This window comes from Desulfonatronospira thiodismutans ASO3-1, from assembly GCF_000174435.1.
Lineage (GTDB): Bacteria > Desulfobacterota > Desulfovibrionia > Desulfovibrionales > Desulfonatronovibrionaceae > Desulfonatronospira > Desulfonatronospira thiodismutans.
The window spans coordinates 1208022-1224868 of record NZ_ACJN02000001.1 but is presented as its reverse complement, the minus strand read 5'-3'; the positions used below and the strand labels follow the sequence as shown (position 1 = coordinate 1224868).

Sequence of the window (16847 nt, the reverse complement as noted above, 5' to 3'; positions counted from 1 at the left end):
TCATAAGTCTAACCTGTAGATGATGCAAGTGACGAGAATGCGTGTTTTACAAAACAATGCCCGCAGGGAAATAAAACCTGATCCTGCAGCACCCCTGTCCCTCAACCTTTTTCAGCACGGGTTTCTGGCCGGGGTGCCACTTTGTTCGGGCCTTGGCCTGTGCGGCGGGTGCAGGGTGCTTTTTCACAGCGGCGCGCCTGAGCCTTCGGACAAAGATTATGATTTTTTCAGCCCCGAAGAACTGTCCCGGGGGTATCGCCTGGCTTGCGCCCATTTTCCGGATGCGGACATGGTCCTTGAAATCCCCAGGCAGCAAAAGCCGGAAAAATCCGAGTGGCAGAGCCGTGCCGCTCCTGTTGCAGCCGGGGTGGACCTGGGCACTACCAGCATTAAATGGGGGTTTGCCCATGACCGAGGCGGGCCAAGCACAGGTACTGTATTAAATCCCCAGATGGGATCAGGCAGCGAAGTCATGTCCAGGCTGGCTTATGCCCGGGAAAGCCGGGAACACTTCCAGCAACTTCAGGACCTTCTGCTGCAAGAGCTCCAAAGAATTCTCGAGCTTTCTCCTGAGAGCATCCCGGCCTGCATTACCGGCAATCCGGCCATGATTCATCTGCTGCTGGGCCTGGATATTGCCGGGCTGGCCGGTCATCCATACCACCTGGGCGGCCCGGCCGGAGACTTTTTTGCCCTGCCGGGAATCAGGCAGAGGGTTTTTATTCCACCTCTTATCTCGCCCTTTGTGGGAGCAGATATATCCAGCGGCCTTACCTGCCTTATTCTGCAGGAAAAGGCAACTTTTCCTTTTTTGTTTTTTGATCTGGGCACCAATGGTGAAATGGTACTGGGGCTTGGCCCGGGCGAGTATTTCTGCACCAGTGTGGCCCTGGGCCCGGCCCTGGAAGGGGTGGGGCTCAGATTCGGCAGTGCCTTCGGTGACGGTGTAGCCTCGGGATTTGATTTTACCCAGAAAGGAATCCAGCCGGATATTGCAGACTGGAACGGCCTGGTCTCGGGCAGTGGATACCTGTCCCTGGCAAGCCTGTTGCTCAGGCTTGGATGCATGGATGATAAGGGCAGCTTCAAAAGACCCCAGACCAGGGTGGCGGACAAAGTGCATGTGCAGAACAACAGGGTGGTCCTGGGAAAGAACTTTTTTCTGGGGGGCAGGGACGTGGAAGAAATGCTCAAGGTCAAGGCCGCATTTACCCTGGGCCTGGAATATCTCCTGGAGAAGACCTCCATGACCATGGACCAGGTACCCCGGATCTACATGGCCGGGGCACTGGGAGAGCATTTCAGGCTGCAGGACCTGGAGGAACTGGGATTTCTGCCCAGGGGGGCTTTTCACAAGTGCAGGGTGGCGGGCAACACTTCCCTGAAAGGGGCGCTCATGCTGGCCAGAGATCAGGAAGCCAGGAACTGGGTGCAAAAGCTGCCCCAAAAGATGCGCAGCCTGCCCCTGGCCGAGGACCGGGATTTTTTCAATACCGGTTTTTTCAGGCACATGCGTTTCCAGTTCACTCCTGCCAATCAGGGATAAAACAACTTTTTACCCATTTTGAGTTTGACTCGCTCTGGGTAAAAAGTTGCTGGGCCTTATATTAACGGTGTACTTTCATCCTGTATATAACCTCAATCCCTCAATCCCCCAATCCCTTAATCCCATAATTCCCAATGCCCTGAATCTTTCTTTTTACCTGCGTCCGCCTCCGCCTCCGCCTCTGGGAGGTCCGCCGGAACGTCCGCCACCGCCGCCTTTTTTGGGTCCGGGCCTGGAAGCTGAAGACATGTCAAAGGTCTTGCCCTGTTCTTCCATGAGTACGGCCATGCGGCTCAGGCGCACCTTGCCCCGGTCATCGATCTCGATGACCTTGACCTTGATCTTGTCCCCGATATTGACCACGTCCGAGACCTTTTCCACTCTTGCGGTATCCAGCTGGGAGATATGCACCAGTCCGTCCAGTCCGGGCAGGATCTCCACCACTGCCCCGAAATCCAGAAGCCTGGTGACTACACCTTCGTAATCCTTGCCCAGCTCCGGCTTCTGGTTGTAAAAAAGGATCATTTCCTTGGTCTTCTGCAGGATTTCTTCTGACGGGGCGAAGATGGATATCTTGCCGGAGTCCTCTATGTCTATGGATGACCCGGTTTCTGCGGTGATGGCCTTTATATGCTTGCCTGACGGGCCTATGACGTCCTTTATCTTGTTGGTGTCCACATGGATGACTTCCATTTTGGGAGCAAAAGGAGACAGCTCTTTTCTGGGCTCATCTATCACCTGCTTCATCTGGTCCAGGATGTGCCGGCGGGCTTCCAGGGCCTGATCCAGGGCCTGGTGCATGATTTCCCCGGAAATCCCCGAGATCTTGATGTCCATCTGTACAGCGGTGATGCCGTCATAGGAGCCGGCCACCTTGAAATCCATGTCTCCCAGGTGATCCTCGTCGCCCAGTATATCCGTGAGCACGAGGTATTCGTCATTTTCCCGGATAAGCCCCATGGCGATTCCGGCCACAGGCTCCTTTACAGGAATCCCGGCATCCATCAGAGCCAGGGTGCCGCCGCATACAGTGGCCATGGATGATGAGCCGTTGCTGTCCATGATTTCAGATACCAGGCGAATGGTGAAGGGGAAATCTTCCGAAGAGGGCAGGACAGGCTGAATGGCCCGTTCGGCCAGGACACCGTGTCCTATTTCCCGCCTGGAAGGCCCGCGCAGAAACTTTACCTCTCCCACGCAGTAAGGGGGAAAGTTGTAATGCAGCATGAAGCTTTTGCTGCTGTCCCCGGACAGGGTCTCGATGTGCTGGATATCTGTGGAGCTGCCCAGGGTGGCAATGGTCAGGGCTGTGGTTTCCCCCCGGGTGAACAGGGCGGAGCCGTGGGTGCGGGGCAAAAGGCCTACTTCCATGCTCAGCGGGCGAACGGTCTTCAAGTCCCGTCCATCAATGCGGATCTTTTCCGAGCTGATCTTTTCCCGCATTATGCTTTTTTCCAGGTCCTTGAAAATCCCCCCGAATTTATCCAGCCTCTCTGATTCAGGGCCGAGTTTTTCCTGCAAAGAGGCCTGTACTCGTTCCTTGACTTCAGACTTGGCGTTTTTTCTATGCATTTTTCCCTGGGTTTCCAGGGCCCTGGCCAGGTCACCAGCGGCCATTTCTTTGACCATCTCTTCCAGTTCCAGATCTCTTTCCGGTTCTGCAGGTATTTCCATTTTTTCCCGGCCGCACTGACTGCGCAGTTCTTCCTGGCTGTCCAGAATGGGTATTACCTGCTGACTGGCCCAGTCTATGGCCCTGGCCACGATGTCTTCGGGCACAAAGTCGGCTACCCCCTCAACCATGACCACCCCGTTGCGGGTGGAAGCCACCATGAGGCTTAGATCGCTCTGGTCCAGGAGCTTGAGGCTGGGGTTCAAAATGAATTCGTCATCTATGTAACCCACCCGGGCTCCGGCCAGGGGGCCCATAAACGGGATCTTGGACATGTGCAGGGCGGCCGAAGCGCCGCTGATGGCCAGTATGTCCGGATCATTCACCGGGTCTGCCGAAAGCACCGTGGCCATGACCTGGACTTCGTCGTTGAATGTTTCCGGAAAAAGCGGCCTTATGGAGCGGTCAATGAGCCTGGAAACCAGGGTCTCACGTTCGCTTGGCCTGCCGATTTCCCGGCGGAAATAGCTTCCTGGTATCTTGCCGGCAGCGTAGGACATTTCCTGGTAATTGACCGTCAACGGAAAAAATCCGGGGTTGTTCTCCATGGGCTGGGTGACTGCAGTAACCAGGACCACTGTATCTCCGCTCTGCACAAGAACCGAGCCGTGGGCCTGGTTGGCCATTTTGCCGGTTTCGAAATTAATCTTGCAGTCGCCGGCAACAGAGGTGATCTTGGTACTATTAAATTCTTTCAGCATAATTTTTATCTATCCTTATGTAAGTATTTGCATTTCAGCAGGTGCCTCGTGTCCGGCTCTGCCTTAGCATGGCTGTCGGGTTTACGGTGCGTCTATGTATTGTTGCCGGTACTTTAATTTTATACGCCGGGATGCCTGTATACACTGACGCACCGAAAACCGGGGTTTGCCGGGATTATTTCCTGAGTCCCAGCCTGGAAATAAGCTGTCGGTAACGCTCTACATTTTTTTCCTTGAGGTAAGTAAGCAGCTTTCTTCTTTTGCCCACCAGCTTCAAAAGACCTGTACGGGAATGAAAATCCTTCTTGTGGGTCTTGAAGTGTTCCGTGAGATACTTGATACGTTCAGTAAGCAGAGCGACCTGGACTTCAGGCGAACCAGTGTCGTTTTCGTGCTGTTTAAATTCCTCAATAATCTTGGATTTGTCCTTGGGTTCCATGACCACAGCTGTATCCTCCTTGAATTGAATAATAAAGAATCAAGTCCACAATCCCCTGATTATGGACCACATCAACCGGCCATCCGTTTTCCGGGCCTCGGCCAGGGCCAGCGAAGAGCCGTCCATGGAAAGAAGAAGTGCCCTTGGATGCTGTCCATCAACTGTCCGGGGCGCATTTCTTGCTTCAATGGGGCGGCCGTTGCGCACGAACGCTTCCTGCTCAGGGTCCAGCCTGACATGCTCCCAGTGAGACATGGCCCGGGGGATGGGCAGCAGGTGTTCGTTTAGATCCCTTGCTTCCATGAGGGTGTCCAGGTCCACGGCCTGGTCCAGGGAAAAGGGATGGCTTTTTTCCCGGACAAGCTCTGCCAGAGCCGCGCAGCATCCCACGCGCATCCCCAGGCTGTGGGCCAGGGACCGTACATAGGTGCCTGCGGAGCAGGTTATCCGGAATTCCACCAGGGGCGGTTCTATATTTAGAACCTGGGCCTGGTAAATATCTATTTCTTTAGTCTTGCAGGGGACCTCTTGTCCAGCCCTGGCCAGGGCATAAAATGGTTTTCCCTGGTGCTTGGCTGCAGATACCGCTGGTACAGGCTGTTCTTTGAGGTCTTCCCAGGACTTTATTTCCCGCTCTATAGTCTCCGGGGAAACCTCGGAACAGTCCTTTTCCTCCAGCACGGTTCCCTGCATATCGTATGTATCTGTGCTGACTCCCAGGCGGATAACCCCCCAGTACGTCTTGCGGCCTTCAGTGATGTAGGGAGCCAGTTTGGTGGCCTGGCCAAGCAAAGCCACCAGTACACCCCTGGCCATGGGATCCAGGGTGCCGGCGTGGCCCAGCTTTTTCAGCTTGAAGCGCGATTTTATTTTGTTCAGACATGCAGTGGAAGTAGGACCCTCCGGCTTGTTCAGGACCATGACTCCGTCTGGATGAAAGGCCTTGGAGGACCTGGGACCCGGGCTCATTGTATAGACCTGCGGGCACCGGCGATAACCATTTCACGGGCCTCCTGCAAGGGTGCATTGATGATGCCTCCGGAGGCGTTTCTGTGTCCTCCACCACCCAGATGCGATGCAATCCTGCTTACATCGTCTTGTCCGGCACTGCGCAGGCTCATCTTGACACCACCTTCGTCATCCTCGCGCAGGGTACAGGCTATCTTTACTCCGCTGACCTTGAGGAGCATGTTGACTAGTCCCTCGCAGTCCTCTGGTCCGGTGCCGGTGTTTTTGAGCATGTCCTTAGTGATGCAGATGATGCCGATACGCCCGTTGTCAACGAATTCCGAGCGCTGCAGGGCCAGGCCGTGCAGACGGATTCTGCCCACTGACCACTGGTTGGTGATGAGGGGATTGATCTGCCCGGGATCCAGGCCCTGACGGACCATCTGGGCGGTCACCTCCAGGACACCGGGTGTTGTGTTGCCGAAGCTGAAAAATCCTGTGTCCGAGACAATGGCCAGATAAATGCCGTGGGCCAGGGGACCTTTTAGTTCCAGGTTCAGTTGCCTGGCCACCAGGGACATCATTTCCCCCACAGAGGAGAAGCCCGGGTCCACCCAGTTGATGGAGCCAAAGTCCGGATTGTCCGGGTGATGGTCGATATTTATAGTGGGCACTTGGTTGATCCTGTCGGCAATGTATTCCCCAGGGCGTTCCGGAGAAGCGCTGTCCAGGACCACAATCCAGTCAAAATTGTTGTCCGGCGGCCTGTTATGTATTTTTGCCGGCAGGTCCAGCCAGGTGTATTTTCCCGGCAGACCGCTTTCGTTGTACAGAACAAATTTTTTGCCCAGGCTTTTGAGTATATGCCCGGCTGCAGACATGGAGCCTATGGAATCACCGTCCGGCTTTACATGCGAGGTCACAAGAAAATTGTCCCCGGTTTTAAGTGCCCGGGTGAGTTCACTGGGAACGGGAATCATACACCATCTCCTGCAGATATGTATCCCACTCGAACCTGAGTTCCGGGACGTAGCGCATTTTAAGATTCTGGCCCAGGCTGGACCTTAAAAACCCCCGGGCGCTTCCCAGGGCCTTTTCCAGTTCCGGGGAGGGGCCCTGGATATGGGTGTACATGACCCGGGCAATGCTCAGGTCTTTGTTCATGAGCACCCCGGTGATGGTCACCAGGTTCAGGCGCGGATCCCGGGCTTCCTCCACAATGATCCTGCCCAGTTCGCGCATGATGCTGTCGGCCATCCGTGTGGCCCGTCTTGATGTTGCAGGCTGCATAGCTATTTAAAAAACCTCTATTTTCACTTCCTGCAGATCGTCAGTGGACATTGCTTCCACCATCTGCAGGGCCTTGTTCAGTATTTCCTCAACCCGGAGCTTGTCGTTGGCCAGGGTGACCATGGCTATTTCCAGGTGGTCCAGGCTGTTTTCCGAGCCTATTTCAGCCACGGCCAGGTTGAACTTGTTTTTGAGTTTCTGCTTCAGGCTGCTGCTGATTTTGCGTTTGGCCTTGAGCGAAGTTATTCCGTGCAGGCGGATATTTATATAAAGTGTTCCAACCATCATTATACTGCCCCCTGCCCACTGACTTCTGCCCGCTGACCTCTGACTTCCGTTCTATGACTCAAAGCGTGGCCTTTTCCTCACGCTCCTGGTAGGCCTCGATGATATCCCCAACTTTGATGTCATTGAATTTCTCCAGGCCAACTCCGCACTCGTAGCCCTTGGTCACATCCTTGACGTCTTCCTTGAATCTTTTGAGGGAACTTAAGTTGCCGGTGTAGACCACCACGCCGTCGCGCACCAGGCGGGCCTTGCCGTTGCGTATGAGCTTGCCGTCCATGACCATGCATCCGGCTACCATGCCCACTCTGGGCACGCTGAAGGTCTGCAGCACCTGGGCCTGGCCCAGATATTCCTCCTTGATGATGGGGTCCAGCATGCCGGCCATGGCGTCCCTGATGTCGTTTACCAGGTTGTAGATGATATCGTAAAAGCGTATTTCCACGCTTTCCCTTTCGGCTACTTCCTTGACCCTGGGAGTCGGGCGGACATTGAAACCGATGACGATGGCCGAGGAGGCCGAAGCCAGCATGATGTCCGACTCGGAGATGGACCCTGCGCCGCCGTGGATGATGTTGATCTTCACAACGCTGGTGGACTGCTTGTTCAGGGCTTCGGTAATGGCTTCCAGAGAGCCCTGCACGTCCGCCTTGACCACCAGGTTGAGCTGATGCGTCTCGCCTTCCGCCTTGGAAGCCAGAAAGCTCTCCAGGGTTATCTTGGATTCTTTGGCCAGGTCCTTGTCCCTCTGCTTGGTCTGCCTGGCATCGGCGATGCGTCTGGCCACCTTTTCGTCCTGGACCACTACGAATTCGTCCCCGGCTTCGGGTACCCCTTCCAGGCCCTGGATTTCCACAGGTACCGCCGGGCCGGCCTGGTCGATTTTCTTGCCCTTGTCATTAAACATGGCCCTGACTTTGCCATGATACAGGCCGCAGACAAAGGCGTCTCCGTGTTTCAGGGTGCCGCCCTGTACCAGCACTGTACCAACTGCGCCGCGGCCCTTGTCCAGTCTGGCCTCCACGATATGACCCACTGCATACTTGTTGGGGTTGGCATGCAGCTCCAGGACTTCAGCCTGAAGAAGGACCATTTCCAGGATCTCATCTATGCCGGTGCCCTGCTTGGCCGAGACATGGGTATAGATGGTGTCTCCCCCCCAGTCTTCGGGAACAAGGCCCAGTTCGGACAGTTCTCTTTTGACCCGGTCCGGATCAGCGCCTTCCTTGTCTATCTTGTTTACCGCAACCACGATGGGGACCCCGGCGGCCTTGGAGTGGTTCACAGCTTCCCGGGTCTGGTCCATGACCCCGTCATCTGCCGCCACCACCAGGATGACTATGTCCGTGACCTGGGCTCCTCTGGCCCGCATGGCAGTAAAGGCCTCGTGTCCGGGAGTGTCCAGAAAGACAATGTCTCCCCGGTCGGACCCCACGTAGTAGGCCCCGATATGCTGAGTGATCCCTCCGGCTTCTCCGGAAGTAATCTTGGATTTGCGTATGGAGTCCAGAAGCGAGGTTTTGCCGTGGTCCACGTGGCCCATGATGGTCACCACCGGGGGCCTGGGCAGGAGATCCTCGGGCTTGTCCGCTTCTCTGGGGATAATGAATTCATCTTCGGAAAAACCGGTTTTCTCCACCTCGTAGCCGTGTTCTGCAGCGACAATTGAGGCCGTCTCCAGGTCTATGGACTGGTTGATGGTGGCCATAATGCCCAGTCCCAGCAGGGTCTTTATGAGATCCTGGGCCTTGATGCCCATCTGCTTGGCCAGGTCCGAGACCCTGATGGCCTCGTCGATGCGGATTTTCTTCTTGGCCGCCCTGGTGGGCTGCACCGTCTCCTGGACTTTGGGCTCGGGCCTGGGTTTTCTGCCGCGGCCGGGCCTTGCCTTGCCGCCGGTCCTGTCTGCTACTGGAGAAGTTTTTTGCTTTTTGAATCCGGTTTTGGCCTGTTTTTGATCGATACCTTCCTGCTGCAGGCTGTCAAATTCCACAACCCGCTTGTCTTTTTTGTCCTTTTTCTTCCTGCGTTTCTTCTTGCCGTCCTTGGAGTCGTCATCAGCTGCAGGGGCTGCGGGGGGGGCAGCCTTATCCGGTGCAGGTTCCGTGACTTCAGGCTTTGCAGGTTCGGGAGTTACCGTTGTCCTGGGCTCGGCTTCAGGCTCGGGCCTGGAAATGACCTTTACCTTGGGTTCTTCCGGGGGGGCTTTCTTTTTTCTGGCCCCTTTTCTGGGCGGCCGGTCACGTCTGGCTTCTTTGTCCCGGGCTTCCTCAGGTGCTGCCTCCTGCTTATGCTGGTCAGCTGCATCAGGTTCCTGCGTGACCTCCTGTTTCTGGGCCTGATCCCCGTCTTCTGCGGCCGGTTCCCGGGCCGGGGTTTCCTGCAGGTGTTCCTCTGGAGCTTTTGCATCCACAGGTTTTTCAGGTGCGGCAACAGTATCCTGTGTAACTGCTTCTGCTTCCTCTGCTTCCTCTGCTTCTGGTTCAGGTGCAGGCTCAGGTGCAGGCTTTTTCCTTCTTCTGACAATGACTCCGCTCTTGGCCCTGCTCTGGGAGACACCCTCCTGGGCTGCGCTCTTGTGGCGATCACGCACAAGATCCACCTGTTCTTCTGTAAGCCCGCTCATATGGCTTTTGACAGGGATGTTCAGCTCTCGCAGGAGCCCGATCAGTTCCTTGTTGGAAATCCCCAGTTCCTGGGATACATCTCTTACTCTCATTTTAGTGGTCATTGTCCTTCCCTCTCTTGCACTTATGCCTCCAGCCCCTGAATCTGGCTAATTTGCCTGCGCATTCCGGGCTCTTGCAGGTGTAAAATCCCCGTCCAGGCCTTTTCTTTCCTGGATCCGGCTGAAGTCCCTGTTCCGGATTGGCGGGGCAGACATAACGCTCAAGGTCTGCCTTGGGTTTTCTATCGCGGCAGACAACGCAGGTACGCACTGGAACATGCTTTGTCCCGGCCATGTCCTGGTCCGGCAGGGGGTTATTCTTGATCATTTTGCTCCGGTTTCTTTTCCTGGAGAAGGGGTTCTTCTCCTGTCAAATTCAATTTTTGAGGGCCAAGGAAGTTTATGGCTCCTTTCAGGCTTTCCAGGTTTTCATCGCTTAAGTCCAGCTTCTGTTTTAATTCCTCGTCCGTGGACTGGACCAGGCTGTCCAGGCTGTCGAAGCCCTCCCGGTTGAATTCGCTTATGGAGATGCCGGCGGCACTGGCCAGCTGCTCCATCACCTGGTGGTGCTCATAAACTTCATTGTACCTGGATTCTGTGTACACGTCGATTTTCCATCCCAGCAGGCTGGAGGCTAGCTTGACGTTCTGGCCCTTCTGCCCGATGGCCGGGGTAAGCTGATCGTCAGGGACAACCACCTCCAGGGATTTTTCATCCTCGTCCACGGTGATCCTGGTGATCCGGGCCGGTGACAGGGCGTTGGCCGCGTAAGTGGCGATGTCCGGGCTCCAGATGACGATGTCTATGCGCTCGCCCTTGAGTTCCTGGACTATGTTGTGGATGCGCGAGCCCTTGACTCCCACGCATGCGCCCACCGGGTCCACGTCCATATCCTTGGTCATTACCCCCACCTTGGCCCTCTTGCCGGGGTCCCGGACCACGTTCATGATTTTGATGGTTCCATCGGATATTTCCGGGACCTCCCGCTTGAAAAGGCTGATGAGATATTCCGGGTGGGATCTGGAGACGATAATCTGTGGAGTCCTGCTTTCGCGGCGAACGTCGATGATATAGGCCTCCACCCGGTCTCCCCGGTGGAATCTTTCCTTGGGGATCTGCTCATCCCTGGGAAGCAGGGCCTCGGTTCGGCCCAGGTTTATAATCCAGCCGGCCCGGTCCCGGCGCTGGATGATGCCGCTTATGATCTCGCCTATGCGGTCCTTGTATTCCTCGTAGATGATTTCCTGTTCGGCATCGCGCATCTTCTGCATGAGGACCTGCTTGGCGGACTGGGCAGCGATGCGGCCCAAGTCCTTGACATCAAGGGTAAAGCCCAGTTCGTCCTCGAGCTGGACATTGGGATCATGTTCTTTGGCGTCTTCCAGCAGTATCTCGTTGTTGGGGTCTCCAATCTCGTCCACCACCACCTTGAACTGGTAAACCTCTATCTCCCCGTTGTCCTCGTTGAAGTTGACCTCGATATCCAGGTTGCTTCCGTACTTCTTGTAGACCGACGAGCGTACGGCCTCTTCCAGGGTATCCACCAGCATATCCCTGTCAATGCCTTTGTCCTTGCTGATCTGGTCTATGATTTTTTTAAGTTCCAGGCTCATACGGCCTTCCTCCATTATAATAAATATCCAAAAATAACAATCAAGTATAAACTATTCCACCAGCCTGGCCCTGTCTATCTCGTCCCATTGAAAACTCCAGGTGCAGTCCGGAGAGGTCTGGATGCTGATGGTTTCGTTTTCCGCCTCCTGCAGGGTGCCGGTGAAGTTTTTGCGACCGTCTCTGGGCTCTTTCAGGGTTATCTTTACCTTATGTCCGGTATATCCACTCATCTGCTCCGGGCGGAAAAACCTGCGGTTAAGCCCGGGAGAAGAGACTTCCAGGTTGTAGGATCCCGGAACAAGGTCCTCCACGTCCAGGGCCACGCTCAACTGCCGGCTGAGGTCTGCACACTGATCGATGCTCACTCCTTCCGGGGAATCCACAAAAACCCTGAGCACGCCTCTTTGTTTCCCAGTGCCCGGAACAAAATCCATGCCCCACGGTTCCAGGCCCATGAGCCTGCAGTTGGTCTGTACCAGCTCTTCAACCTGTTTTTTTATTTCCTGATAGTCCATAGCAGAAAAAGTTTTTACTCATGATAATGCTTTTGCCGGAGCAAAAGCAGGCATAAAGTATGCTGAATTTTTACTCCGGATGAAAACTGAATGCACAACTCAAAAAAAAAGTGGACCAAGAGGTCCACCCCATACAAACGCAAATACGTTGAATTAAGCCTGGAGTGGAGCGGGTGACGGGGGTCGAACCCGCGACACCAAGCTTGGGAAGCTTGTACTCTACCAACTGAGCTACACCCGCTCGATACACCCTGTTACATGGATAATCTTGGCCCAAATGTCAAGGGGTTGAAGCAAATATGGGTGAATTAATTAATCTTGCCCACTGGCGGGGTTAAAGATATACTTGGATAAAGAAAAAGCAGGCCGGTGCCTGCAACATAAAAAACAAGGAGACTTTATGTATACCCTGGTGCTGCTTCGGCATGGAGAGAGCGAATGGAACCTGCAGAACCGCTTCACCGGATGGACGGACGTTGATCTTACCCCCCAGGGCGTGGAGCAGGCTGCAAAAGCAGGGGAGCTTCTGCAGGAGGAAGGCCTTTCTTTTGACCTGGCTCATACCTCGGTTCTAAAAAGGGCCATTCGCACCTTGTGGCTGGTACTGGACCGCATGGATCTCATGTGGATACCGGTGCAGCGCTGCTGGAGGCTCAATGAACGTCATTACGGGGCCCTGCAGGGGCTGGACAAGTCTGAAACCGCGGCCAGGTACGGTGATGACCAGGTGCTCAAGTGGCGCAGGAGCTATGACCTGCCTCCACCGGCCCTGGATTATGACGACCAGCGCCACCCCCGTTTTGATCCTCGTTACCAGGGACTTGATCCCAGGCTGCTGCCTGATGCTGAGTGCTTAAGGGACACGGTGAACCGCTTCCTGCCCTACTGGAACGATTACCTGGCCCCCCAGATACTTGCCGGCAAAAGGCTCATTGTGGCTGCTCACGGCAACAGCCTGCGGGCCCTGGTCAAGTACCTGGATCATATTTCAGATGAAGAGATATTAAAGCTCAATATCCCCACCGGCGTGCCCCTGGTATACCGCCTGAAAGAGGACCTGACTCCCATTGAAAGCAAATACCTGGGTGATCCCGAGGAAATACAGGCAGCCATTGCCGCCACTGCGGGGCAGGGCAGGGCCCGGTAATCTTTTATGCTCAAAAAGATCAAGTCTTTTCTGCAGTCGGATATCTGGAGGTTAGATGTCCAGGAATTGTCCCGGGCAAAGGCCTTCATGACCCACCACCTGAGGGTTTTTCTGGCGGCGCTGCAGGGATTCAGCCGCAACGACTGCTCCATGCGGGCCTCCTCTTTGACTTATTATACCCTTTTGTCCATCGTGCCGGTTATGGCCCTGGCTTTCGGTATTGCCAAGGGGTTCGGCCTGGACGACATGCTGCAGTCCCAGTTGGAACAGTACCTCGGGGCTCACGAGGAGATTTTTGACGAGGTGGTGCAGTTTTCCTACTCCATGCTGGAGGTGACCCGGGGCGGGGTAATTGCCGGGGTGGGCTTTTTGTTTCTGTTGTGGGCAGTGATCAAGGTGCTGGACCACATAGAGCTTTCCTTCAACGCCGTCTGGGGGGTGCAGGAAGGCAGAAGCTGGGTGCGCAAATTCACCGAATACCTCTCGGTCATGGTCCTGGCCCCGGTGCTGGTGATCCTTTCCGGGAGTCTGACTGTTTTTCTGACCACGGAGATCTACAAGTACCTGGCGGAAGGGTGGCTGGCCCTGGTGGCGGACCTTTTCCAGTGGGGGGCCCAGTTTACTCCTTACGTGATCATCTGGCTGCTGTTTACCTTTCTTTTCATGGCCATGCCCAATACCAGGGTCAACTTCAAGGCCGCCCTCATCGCAGGCATCATTTCCGGGACCATGTTTCAGCTTCTGCAGTGGGGTTACGTAAACTTTCAAGTGGGAGTGGTCCGGTACAACGCCATTTACGGCAGTTTTGCTGCCCTGCCGCTGTTTCTGGTGTGGCTGCAGCTCAGCTGGATGATTGTCCTGCTGGGGGCGGAGCTTTCCTATGCTTACCAGAACGTCCGCCGCTACATCTATTCTTCCGAGATCCAGGATATCAGCCCCGGTTACAAGGAAAAAGTGAGTCTTCTGGTCATGCATCTGATCATAAAAAGATTCATTGCAGACAAGGGCGGGGTGAGCAGGGAAGAGGTCTGCGAGGAATTGAAGCTGCCGGTCACTCTGGTAAACCAGGTTTTGAAGGATCTTTACCGGGCCGGACTGGTGGTCCGGGTGGAAGTATCAGGAGACGAGGCCTTCAAGTATCAGCCCGGCAAGGATGTAAATCGGCTGAGCATCGCCTTTGTAATCAAGACCCTCAAGGATGCCGGCAGCTCAGATGTGCCTGTGGTGCACAACCTGGCCTGGGACAGGATCAGTTCCGCCCTGGAAAGCTTTGAAGAAACAATAAAGCACTCGCCGGACAATGTTCTGCTCAAGGATATCGGCGCACCGGGTTCGTGATGCACAAAGCGGTTTAACTCCGCGTCTTGATCAGCGCAGATTTGCCTCATCAGCGGCGAAAATATTCTTGATACACCTGCAAAAAGTCGGAAAATGAATGATTCAGGAATCAATCACGCGTCCTGCCACGCGCTTCGCGTGGTTAGCGTGATATAACCCTTTGTTTTACTGATCTCTGACCTCTGACGTCTGATTTCTCCTGGTTTGTTTCAGGTACTCATTTTTTGTTGCCGTTTTTAAAGGTACACAGGAACTTTTTTTCCGCTTCAGATGTCCCTATCAGGATAAGCTCGTCTCCCTCCTCCAGAGGCGAGTCCGGTTCGGGATTGATGATGGTCCCCCTGACCGGCGATTCTATGGCGATTACATTGCACCCGGATTTCATGCGGATATCGCTTTGCCCCAGAGTCTTTTTGTGCAGGTTTCCGGTTACTTTTTCCCTGAATATATCCAGCCCCTCAGCCACCATGAGTACATTGTCTCCTTTTATGTGGTTGATGATCGAATTTGCGCCCATGGAGGCATAGGACATGACCAGGTCCGCCCCGGCCTGGTGCAGTTTGGAAACACTTCTGTCCCTGGTGGCTCTGGAGATTATCTGCATTTTGGGGCGCAGCTTGCGGCAGTAGATGGTCAGGTATATGTTCAGGTCATCGTTGTTGGTGGTGATGATGATGGAAGGGGCCTTGTCTATCCCGGCCCGCTTCAGGGTATGAAAATCCGCGGCATTGCCGTGCACATACTTTTCCTTGCTGGCCACAATGCGTGAGCTTTTTTCCACTATACGGTAATCAATATCGCTTTCCGCTAATGTCTCTGCAGCGGCCCTGCCCACCCGGCCTCCGCCCAGAATGAGTACCGGTGAGAAGGAGAGGTTGTAGATGCCGTAAATCTCATCGTATTTTTCCAGCTGGTCCTGGGAGCCGGCCAGTACCAGCACGGTATTGGAGCCGATGCGCATGTCCGGGTGCGGGATCTTGAAGCTGCCCCTTTCCCAGATGCCCACCACGTTGACCCCGGTGGTTTCCCTGAGTTTGCTCTCAATGATTTTCTTGCCTTCCAGAGGGGTGCGCATGACCGGAGTTTCAGCGATGAGCAGGTCTCCGAACCGGCCGATGACATTGGCGTGCATGCTTACCCCCAGCACCCGCCTGGCCAGGGCCTGGCCCAGCATAACAGGGAACTGGTGCACCTGGCTGGCCCCGGCCATCTGCAGGATGTCCACGGATTCCAGGGTTTCCGCGGTGGCAATGACCTGGGTGTTTGAACTCAGCTCGCGCAGGGTGAACACGGCGTTGGTGTTGGTGTGGTCGTCGTTGTTGAGCAGGACCAGCTCGGCCTTGTCTGCGCGGGATTTTCGGTAGGTTTTCAGGTCGTCTAGTTCTCCCAGCATTACCTTGTAGCCCTGGTCATGCAGTTCCAGGGTCCTTTGCTGTTCCGGCACCAGGATGCAGTAGTTGTAATTGTACTGTTTCAGCTTTTCCACCAGGTTGGTGATCATGGGGTCGAAGTTGCTTAAGAGTACATGTCCGGCTGTCTTTTCCGGCAGCTCCCTGGGGGTCCTGGCCTTGTTGTGCGCCTCCAGCCAGGGGGCGTAAAAAAAGCGGATGAAGGTAAACGGGAGCATGACCAGCAGAAAAATAACTCCGGAAAGCAGAACCAGAACGGAAAACATCCTTCCCAGGTCCGTGTGAAAGGTGATGTCCCCGTATCCCAGGGTACTCATGGTCACCGCGGTCCAGTACAGACCATCAAGGATGGTGTGTTCCTGGCCCTCTATGACCATGATCCAGTGAAAAAGCAGGGTGTACAGGACCATCATCACAACCAGAACAAGTAAAAACTTCAGAAGAGCCAGGATGTTGTTCTTGGCGGTTTTGTCCTCAAAAAAATATTCCAGTATGGATGGTATAAGCTTCATTTGTTTATTACCTGTGATAAAAATTTCGCCCATCTGCCGACCGGGAAGAAATGCTTATCAGGCAGACCTTCATTAAACGGCAAATAGAACATCCCTCTACTACATCTCGGTAATTCACTAGGCAAGAGGGGGGATGAAGGTTTTTTATCAGCCCGGATGATTTTTAGACTTACTCCTGAAACCCTGTCATAAAAAACAAGAAACTTAGACAGGATTAACAGGATTGACAGGATAAGCAATCAGCGGCCGGAAGCCGCAGATTGCATTAGCCATCGCCAAAGGCGAGTGATTACCTTTTGGTCTGGCTTCCGGCCAGGACAAAAATGGTTTTCTCTTAATCAATCTCTTAATCCTGTTAATCCTGTCAAATAGCTCTTTTCTTTATTGGGTTGCGGGCGTAGCCCGCTTTGGGATAAGAGCGGACACAAAGTGTGCTGAACTGTTGCCATGGTTTTTTTCAGCCAGAAGATATTTAACCGTGGAAGGACACCAAGAGCATGAAGGTTGAGCCAGAAGGTTTTTGCAGTTACATGAAAGGCACGGTTGACATTTTTTGAATTTGAGATAATTTTCTTTCTTCAGGCAGACGGGTTTTTGGCCAGTTGATCAATATGATTTTTTGACTGCATCAAAGGTGTTGCATTACCAAAAAAGTCCCCACCACATCTGCCTGCCGCAAATACCCGCCCCCGTAGCTCAGCAGGATAGAGCACAGGATTCCTAATCCTGGTTAGCCCAAGTTCGAATCTTGGCGGGGGCACCA

At 54.4% G+C, this 16847-nt stretch carries 14 protein-coding genes and 2 tRNA genes; 4 read left to right on the top strand and 12 right to left on the bottom strand.

All coding sequences use genetic code 11. The features are described from left to right. Window positions 1-19 precede the first annotated feature (19 nt). Complete coding sequence (locus tag DTHIO_RS05705) at window positions 20-1546, top strand: ASKHA domain-containing protein (protein ID WP_008869396.1); 1527 nt, start codon at window positions 20-22, stop codon at window positions 1544-1546. Window positions 1547-1699: 153 nt separating this feature from the next. Here DTHIO_RS05705 and pnp read toward each other — a convergent pair whose 3' ends face one another. From pnp to DTHIO_RS05650, 11 genes are all read right to left on the bottom strand, one after another. Continuing rightward, entirely contained in the window at window positions 1700-3919 is a 2220-nt protein-coding gene (gene pnp, locus DTHIO_RS05700; protein ID WP_008869395.1) for a polyribonucleotide nucleotidyltransferase, read from the bottom strand. Window positions 3920-4094: 175 nt separating this feature from the next. After that, window positions 4095-4358 carry a 30S ribosomal protein S15 gene (gene rpsO, locus DTHIO_RS05695; protein ID WP_435050720.1) on the bottom strand — a complete coding sequence of 88 codons (264 nt, stop codon included), beginning with the start codon at window positions 4356-4358 and terminating at the stop codon, window positions 4095-4097. A 39-nt stretch (window positions 4359-4397) separates the two neighbouring features. Continuing rightward, a complete protein-coding gene (truB, locus tag DTHIO_RS05690; RefSeq protein WP_008869393.1) occupies window positions 4398-5327 on the bottom strand; it encodes a tRNA pseudouridine(55) synthase TruB in 930 nt (309 codons plus the stop codon). Then, a complete protein-coding gene (locus tag DTHIO_RS05685) occupies window positions 5324-6286 on the bottom strand; it encodes a DHH family phosphoesterase (protein ID WP_008869392.1) in 963 nt (320 codons plus the stop codon). The genes truB and DTHIO_RS05685 overlap by 4 nt, the downstream gene beginning before the upstream one ends. Continuing rightward, window positions 6267-6596, bottom strand: a complete 330-nt coding sequence (rbfA, locus tag DTHIO_RS05680; RefSeq protein ID WP_008869391.1) for a 30S ribosome-binding factor RbfA — start codon at window positions 6594-6596, stop codon at window positions 6267-6269. Before rbfA ends, DTHIO_RS05685 begins: the two co-directional genes overlap by 20 nt. 6 nt (window positions 6597-6602) lie before the next feature. Next, window positions 6603-6884 carry a DUF503 domain-containing protein gene (locus DTHIO_RS05675; protein WP_008869390.1) on the bottom strand — a complete coding sequence of 94 codons (282 nt, stop codon included), beginning with the start codon at window positions 6882-6884 and terminating at the stop codon, window positions 6603-6605. A 58-nt stretch (window positions 6885-6942) separates the two neighbouring features. Beyond that, window positions 6943-9612 carry a translation initiation factor IF-2 gene (gene infB, locus DTHIO_RS05670; RefSeq protein ID WP_008869389.1) on the bottom strand — a complete coding sequence of 890 codons (2670 nt, stop codon included), beginning with the start codon at window positions 9610-9612 and terminating at the stop codon, window positions 6943-6945. Beyond that, window positions 9602-9877, bottom strand: coding sequence for a YlxR family protein (locus DTHIO_RS05665; protein WP_008869388.1), 276 nt, complete (start codon window positions 9875-9877; stop codon window positions 9602-9604). Before DTHIO_RS05665 ends, infB begins: the two co-directional genes overlap by 11 nt. Continuing rightward, on the bottom strand, window positions 9864-11162 hold the full coding sequence (gene nusA, locus DTHIO_RS05660) for a transcription termination factor NusA (protein ID WP_008869387.1): 1299 nt from the start codon (window positions 11160-11162) through the stop codon (window positions 9864-9866). Before nusA ends, DTHIO_RS05665 begins: the two co-directional genes overlap by 14 nt. A 51-nt stretch (window positions 11163-11213) precedes the next feature. Beyond that, the gene (gene rimP / locus DTHIO_RS05655) at window positions 11214-11678 is read right to left on the bottom strand and encodes a ribosome maturation factor RimP (protein ID WP_008869386.1); all 465 of its coding nucleotides are present in this window, start codon (window positions 11676-11678) and stop codon (window positions 11214-11216) included. 165 nt (window positions 11679-11843) lie between these two features. Beyond that, a tRNA-Gly gene (locus DTHIO_RS05650) sits at window positions 11844-11919 on the bottom strand. 159 nt (window positions 11920-12078) lie between these two features. Here DTHIO_RS05650 and gpmA point away from each other — a divergent pair. After that, window positions 12079-12825 (top strand): 2,3-diphosphoglycerate-dependent phosphoglycerate mutase, encoded by a 747-nt coding sequence (gpmA, locus tag DTHIO_RS05645; protein ID WP_008869385.1) that lies wholly within the window; start codon window positions 12079-12081, stop codon window positions 12823-12825. Window positions 12826-12831: 6 nt separating this feature from the next. After that, window positions 12832-14163, top strand: a complete 1332-nt coding sequence (locus DTHIO_RS05640; protein ID WP_008869384.1) for a YhjD/YihY/BrkB family envelope integrity protein — start codon at window positions 12832-12834, stop codon at window positions 14161-14163. A gap of 217 nt (window positions 14164-14380) precedes the next feature. On the opposite strand, the gene DTHIO_RS05635 is transcribed toward DTHIO_RS05640, so the two are convergent. Beyond that, window positions 14381-16084, bottom strand: a complete 1704-nt coding sequence (locus tag DTHIO_RS05635) for a potassium channel family protein (RefSeq protein ID WP_008869383.1) — start codon at window positions 16082-16084, stop codon at window positions 14381-14383. A 685-nt stretch (window positions 16085-16769) separates the two neighbouring features. On the opposite strand from DTHIO_RS05635, the gene DTHIO_RS05630 reads away from it, so the two are divergent. After that, window positions 16770-16847, top strand: a tRNA-Arg gene (locus DTHIO_RS05630).

Coding starts and splice junctions, on each gene's coding strand:
- DTHIO_RS05705 (WP_008869396.1), top strand. CDS start 20: ATGATGCAAGTGACGAGAATGCGTGTTTTACAAAACAATGCCCGCAGG.
- pnp (WP_008869395.1), bottom strand. CDS start 3,919: ATGCTGAAAGAATTTAATAGTACCAAGATCACCTCTGTTGCCGGCGAC.
- rpsO (WP_435050720.1), bottom strand. CDS start 4,358: ATGGAACCCAAGGACAAATCCAAGATTATTGAGGAATTTAAACAGCAC.
- truB (WP_008869393.1), bottom strand. CDS start 5,327: ATGAGCCCGGGTCCCAGGTCCTCCAAGGCCTTTCATCCAGACGGAGTC.
- DTHIO_RS05685 (WP_008869392.1), bottom strand. CDS start 6,286: ATGATTCCCGTTCCCAGTGAACTCACCCGGGCACTTAAAACCGGGGAC.
- rbfA (WP_008869391.1), bottom strand. CDS start 6,596: ATGCAGCCTGCAACATCAAGACGGGCCACACGGATGGCCGACAGCATC.
- DTHIO_RS05675 (WP_008869390.1), bottom strand. CDS start 6,884: ATGATGGTTGGAACACTTTATATAAATATCCGCCTGCACGGAATAACT.
- infB (WP_008869389.1), bottom strand. CDS start 9,612: ATGACCACTAAAATGAGAGTAAGAGATGTATCCCAGGAACTGGGGATT.
- DTHIO_RS05665 (WP_008869388.1), bottom strand. CDS start 9,877: ATGATCAAGAATAACCCCCTGCCGGACCAGGACATGGCCGGGACAAAG.
- nusA (WP_008869387.1), bottom strand. CDS start 11,162: ATGAGCCTGGAACTTAAAAAAATCATAGACCAGATCAGCAAGGACAAA.
- rimP (WP_008869386.1), bottom strand. CDS start 11,678: ATGGACTATCAGGAAATAAAAAAACAGGTTGAAGAGCTGGTACAGACC.
- gpmA (WP_008869385.1), top strand. CDS start 12,079: ATGTATACCCTGGTGCTGCTTCGGCATGGAGAGAGCGAATGGAACCTG.
- DTHIO_RS05640 (WP_008869384.1), top strand. CDS start 12,832: ATGCTCAAAAAGATCAAGTCTTTTCTGCAGTCGGATATCTGGAGGTTA.
- DTHIO_RS05635 (WP_008869383.1), bottom strand. CDS start 16,084: ATGAAGCTTATACCATCCATACTGGAATATTTTTTTGAGGACAAAACC.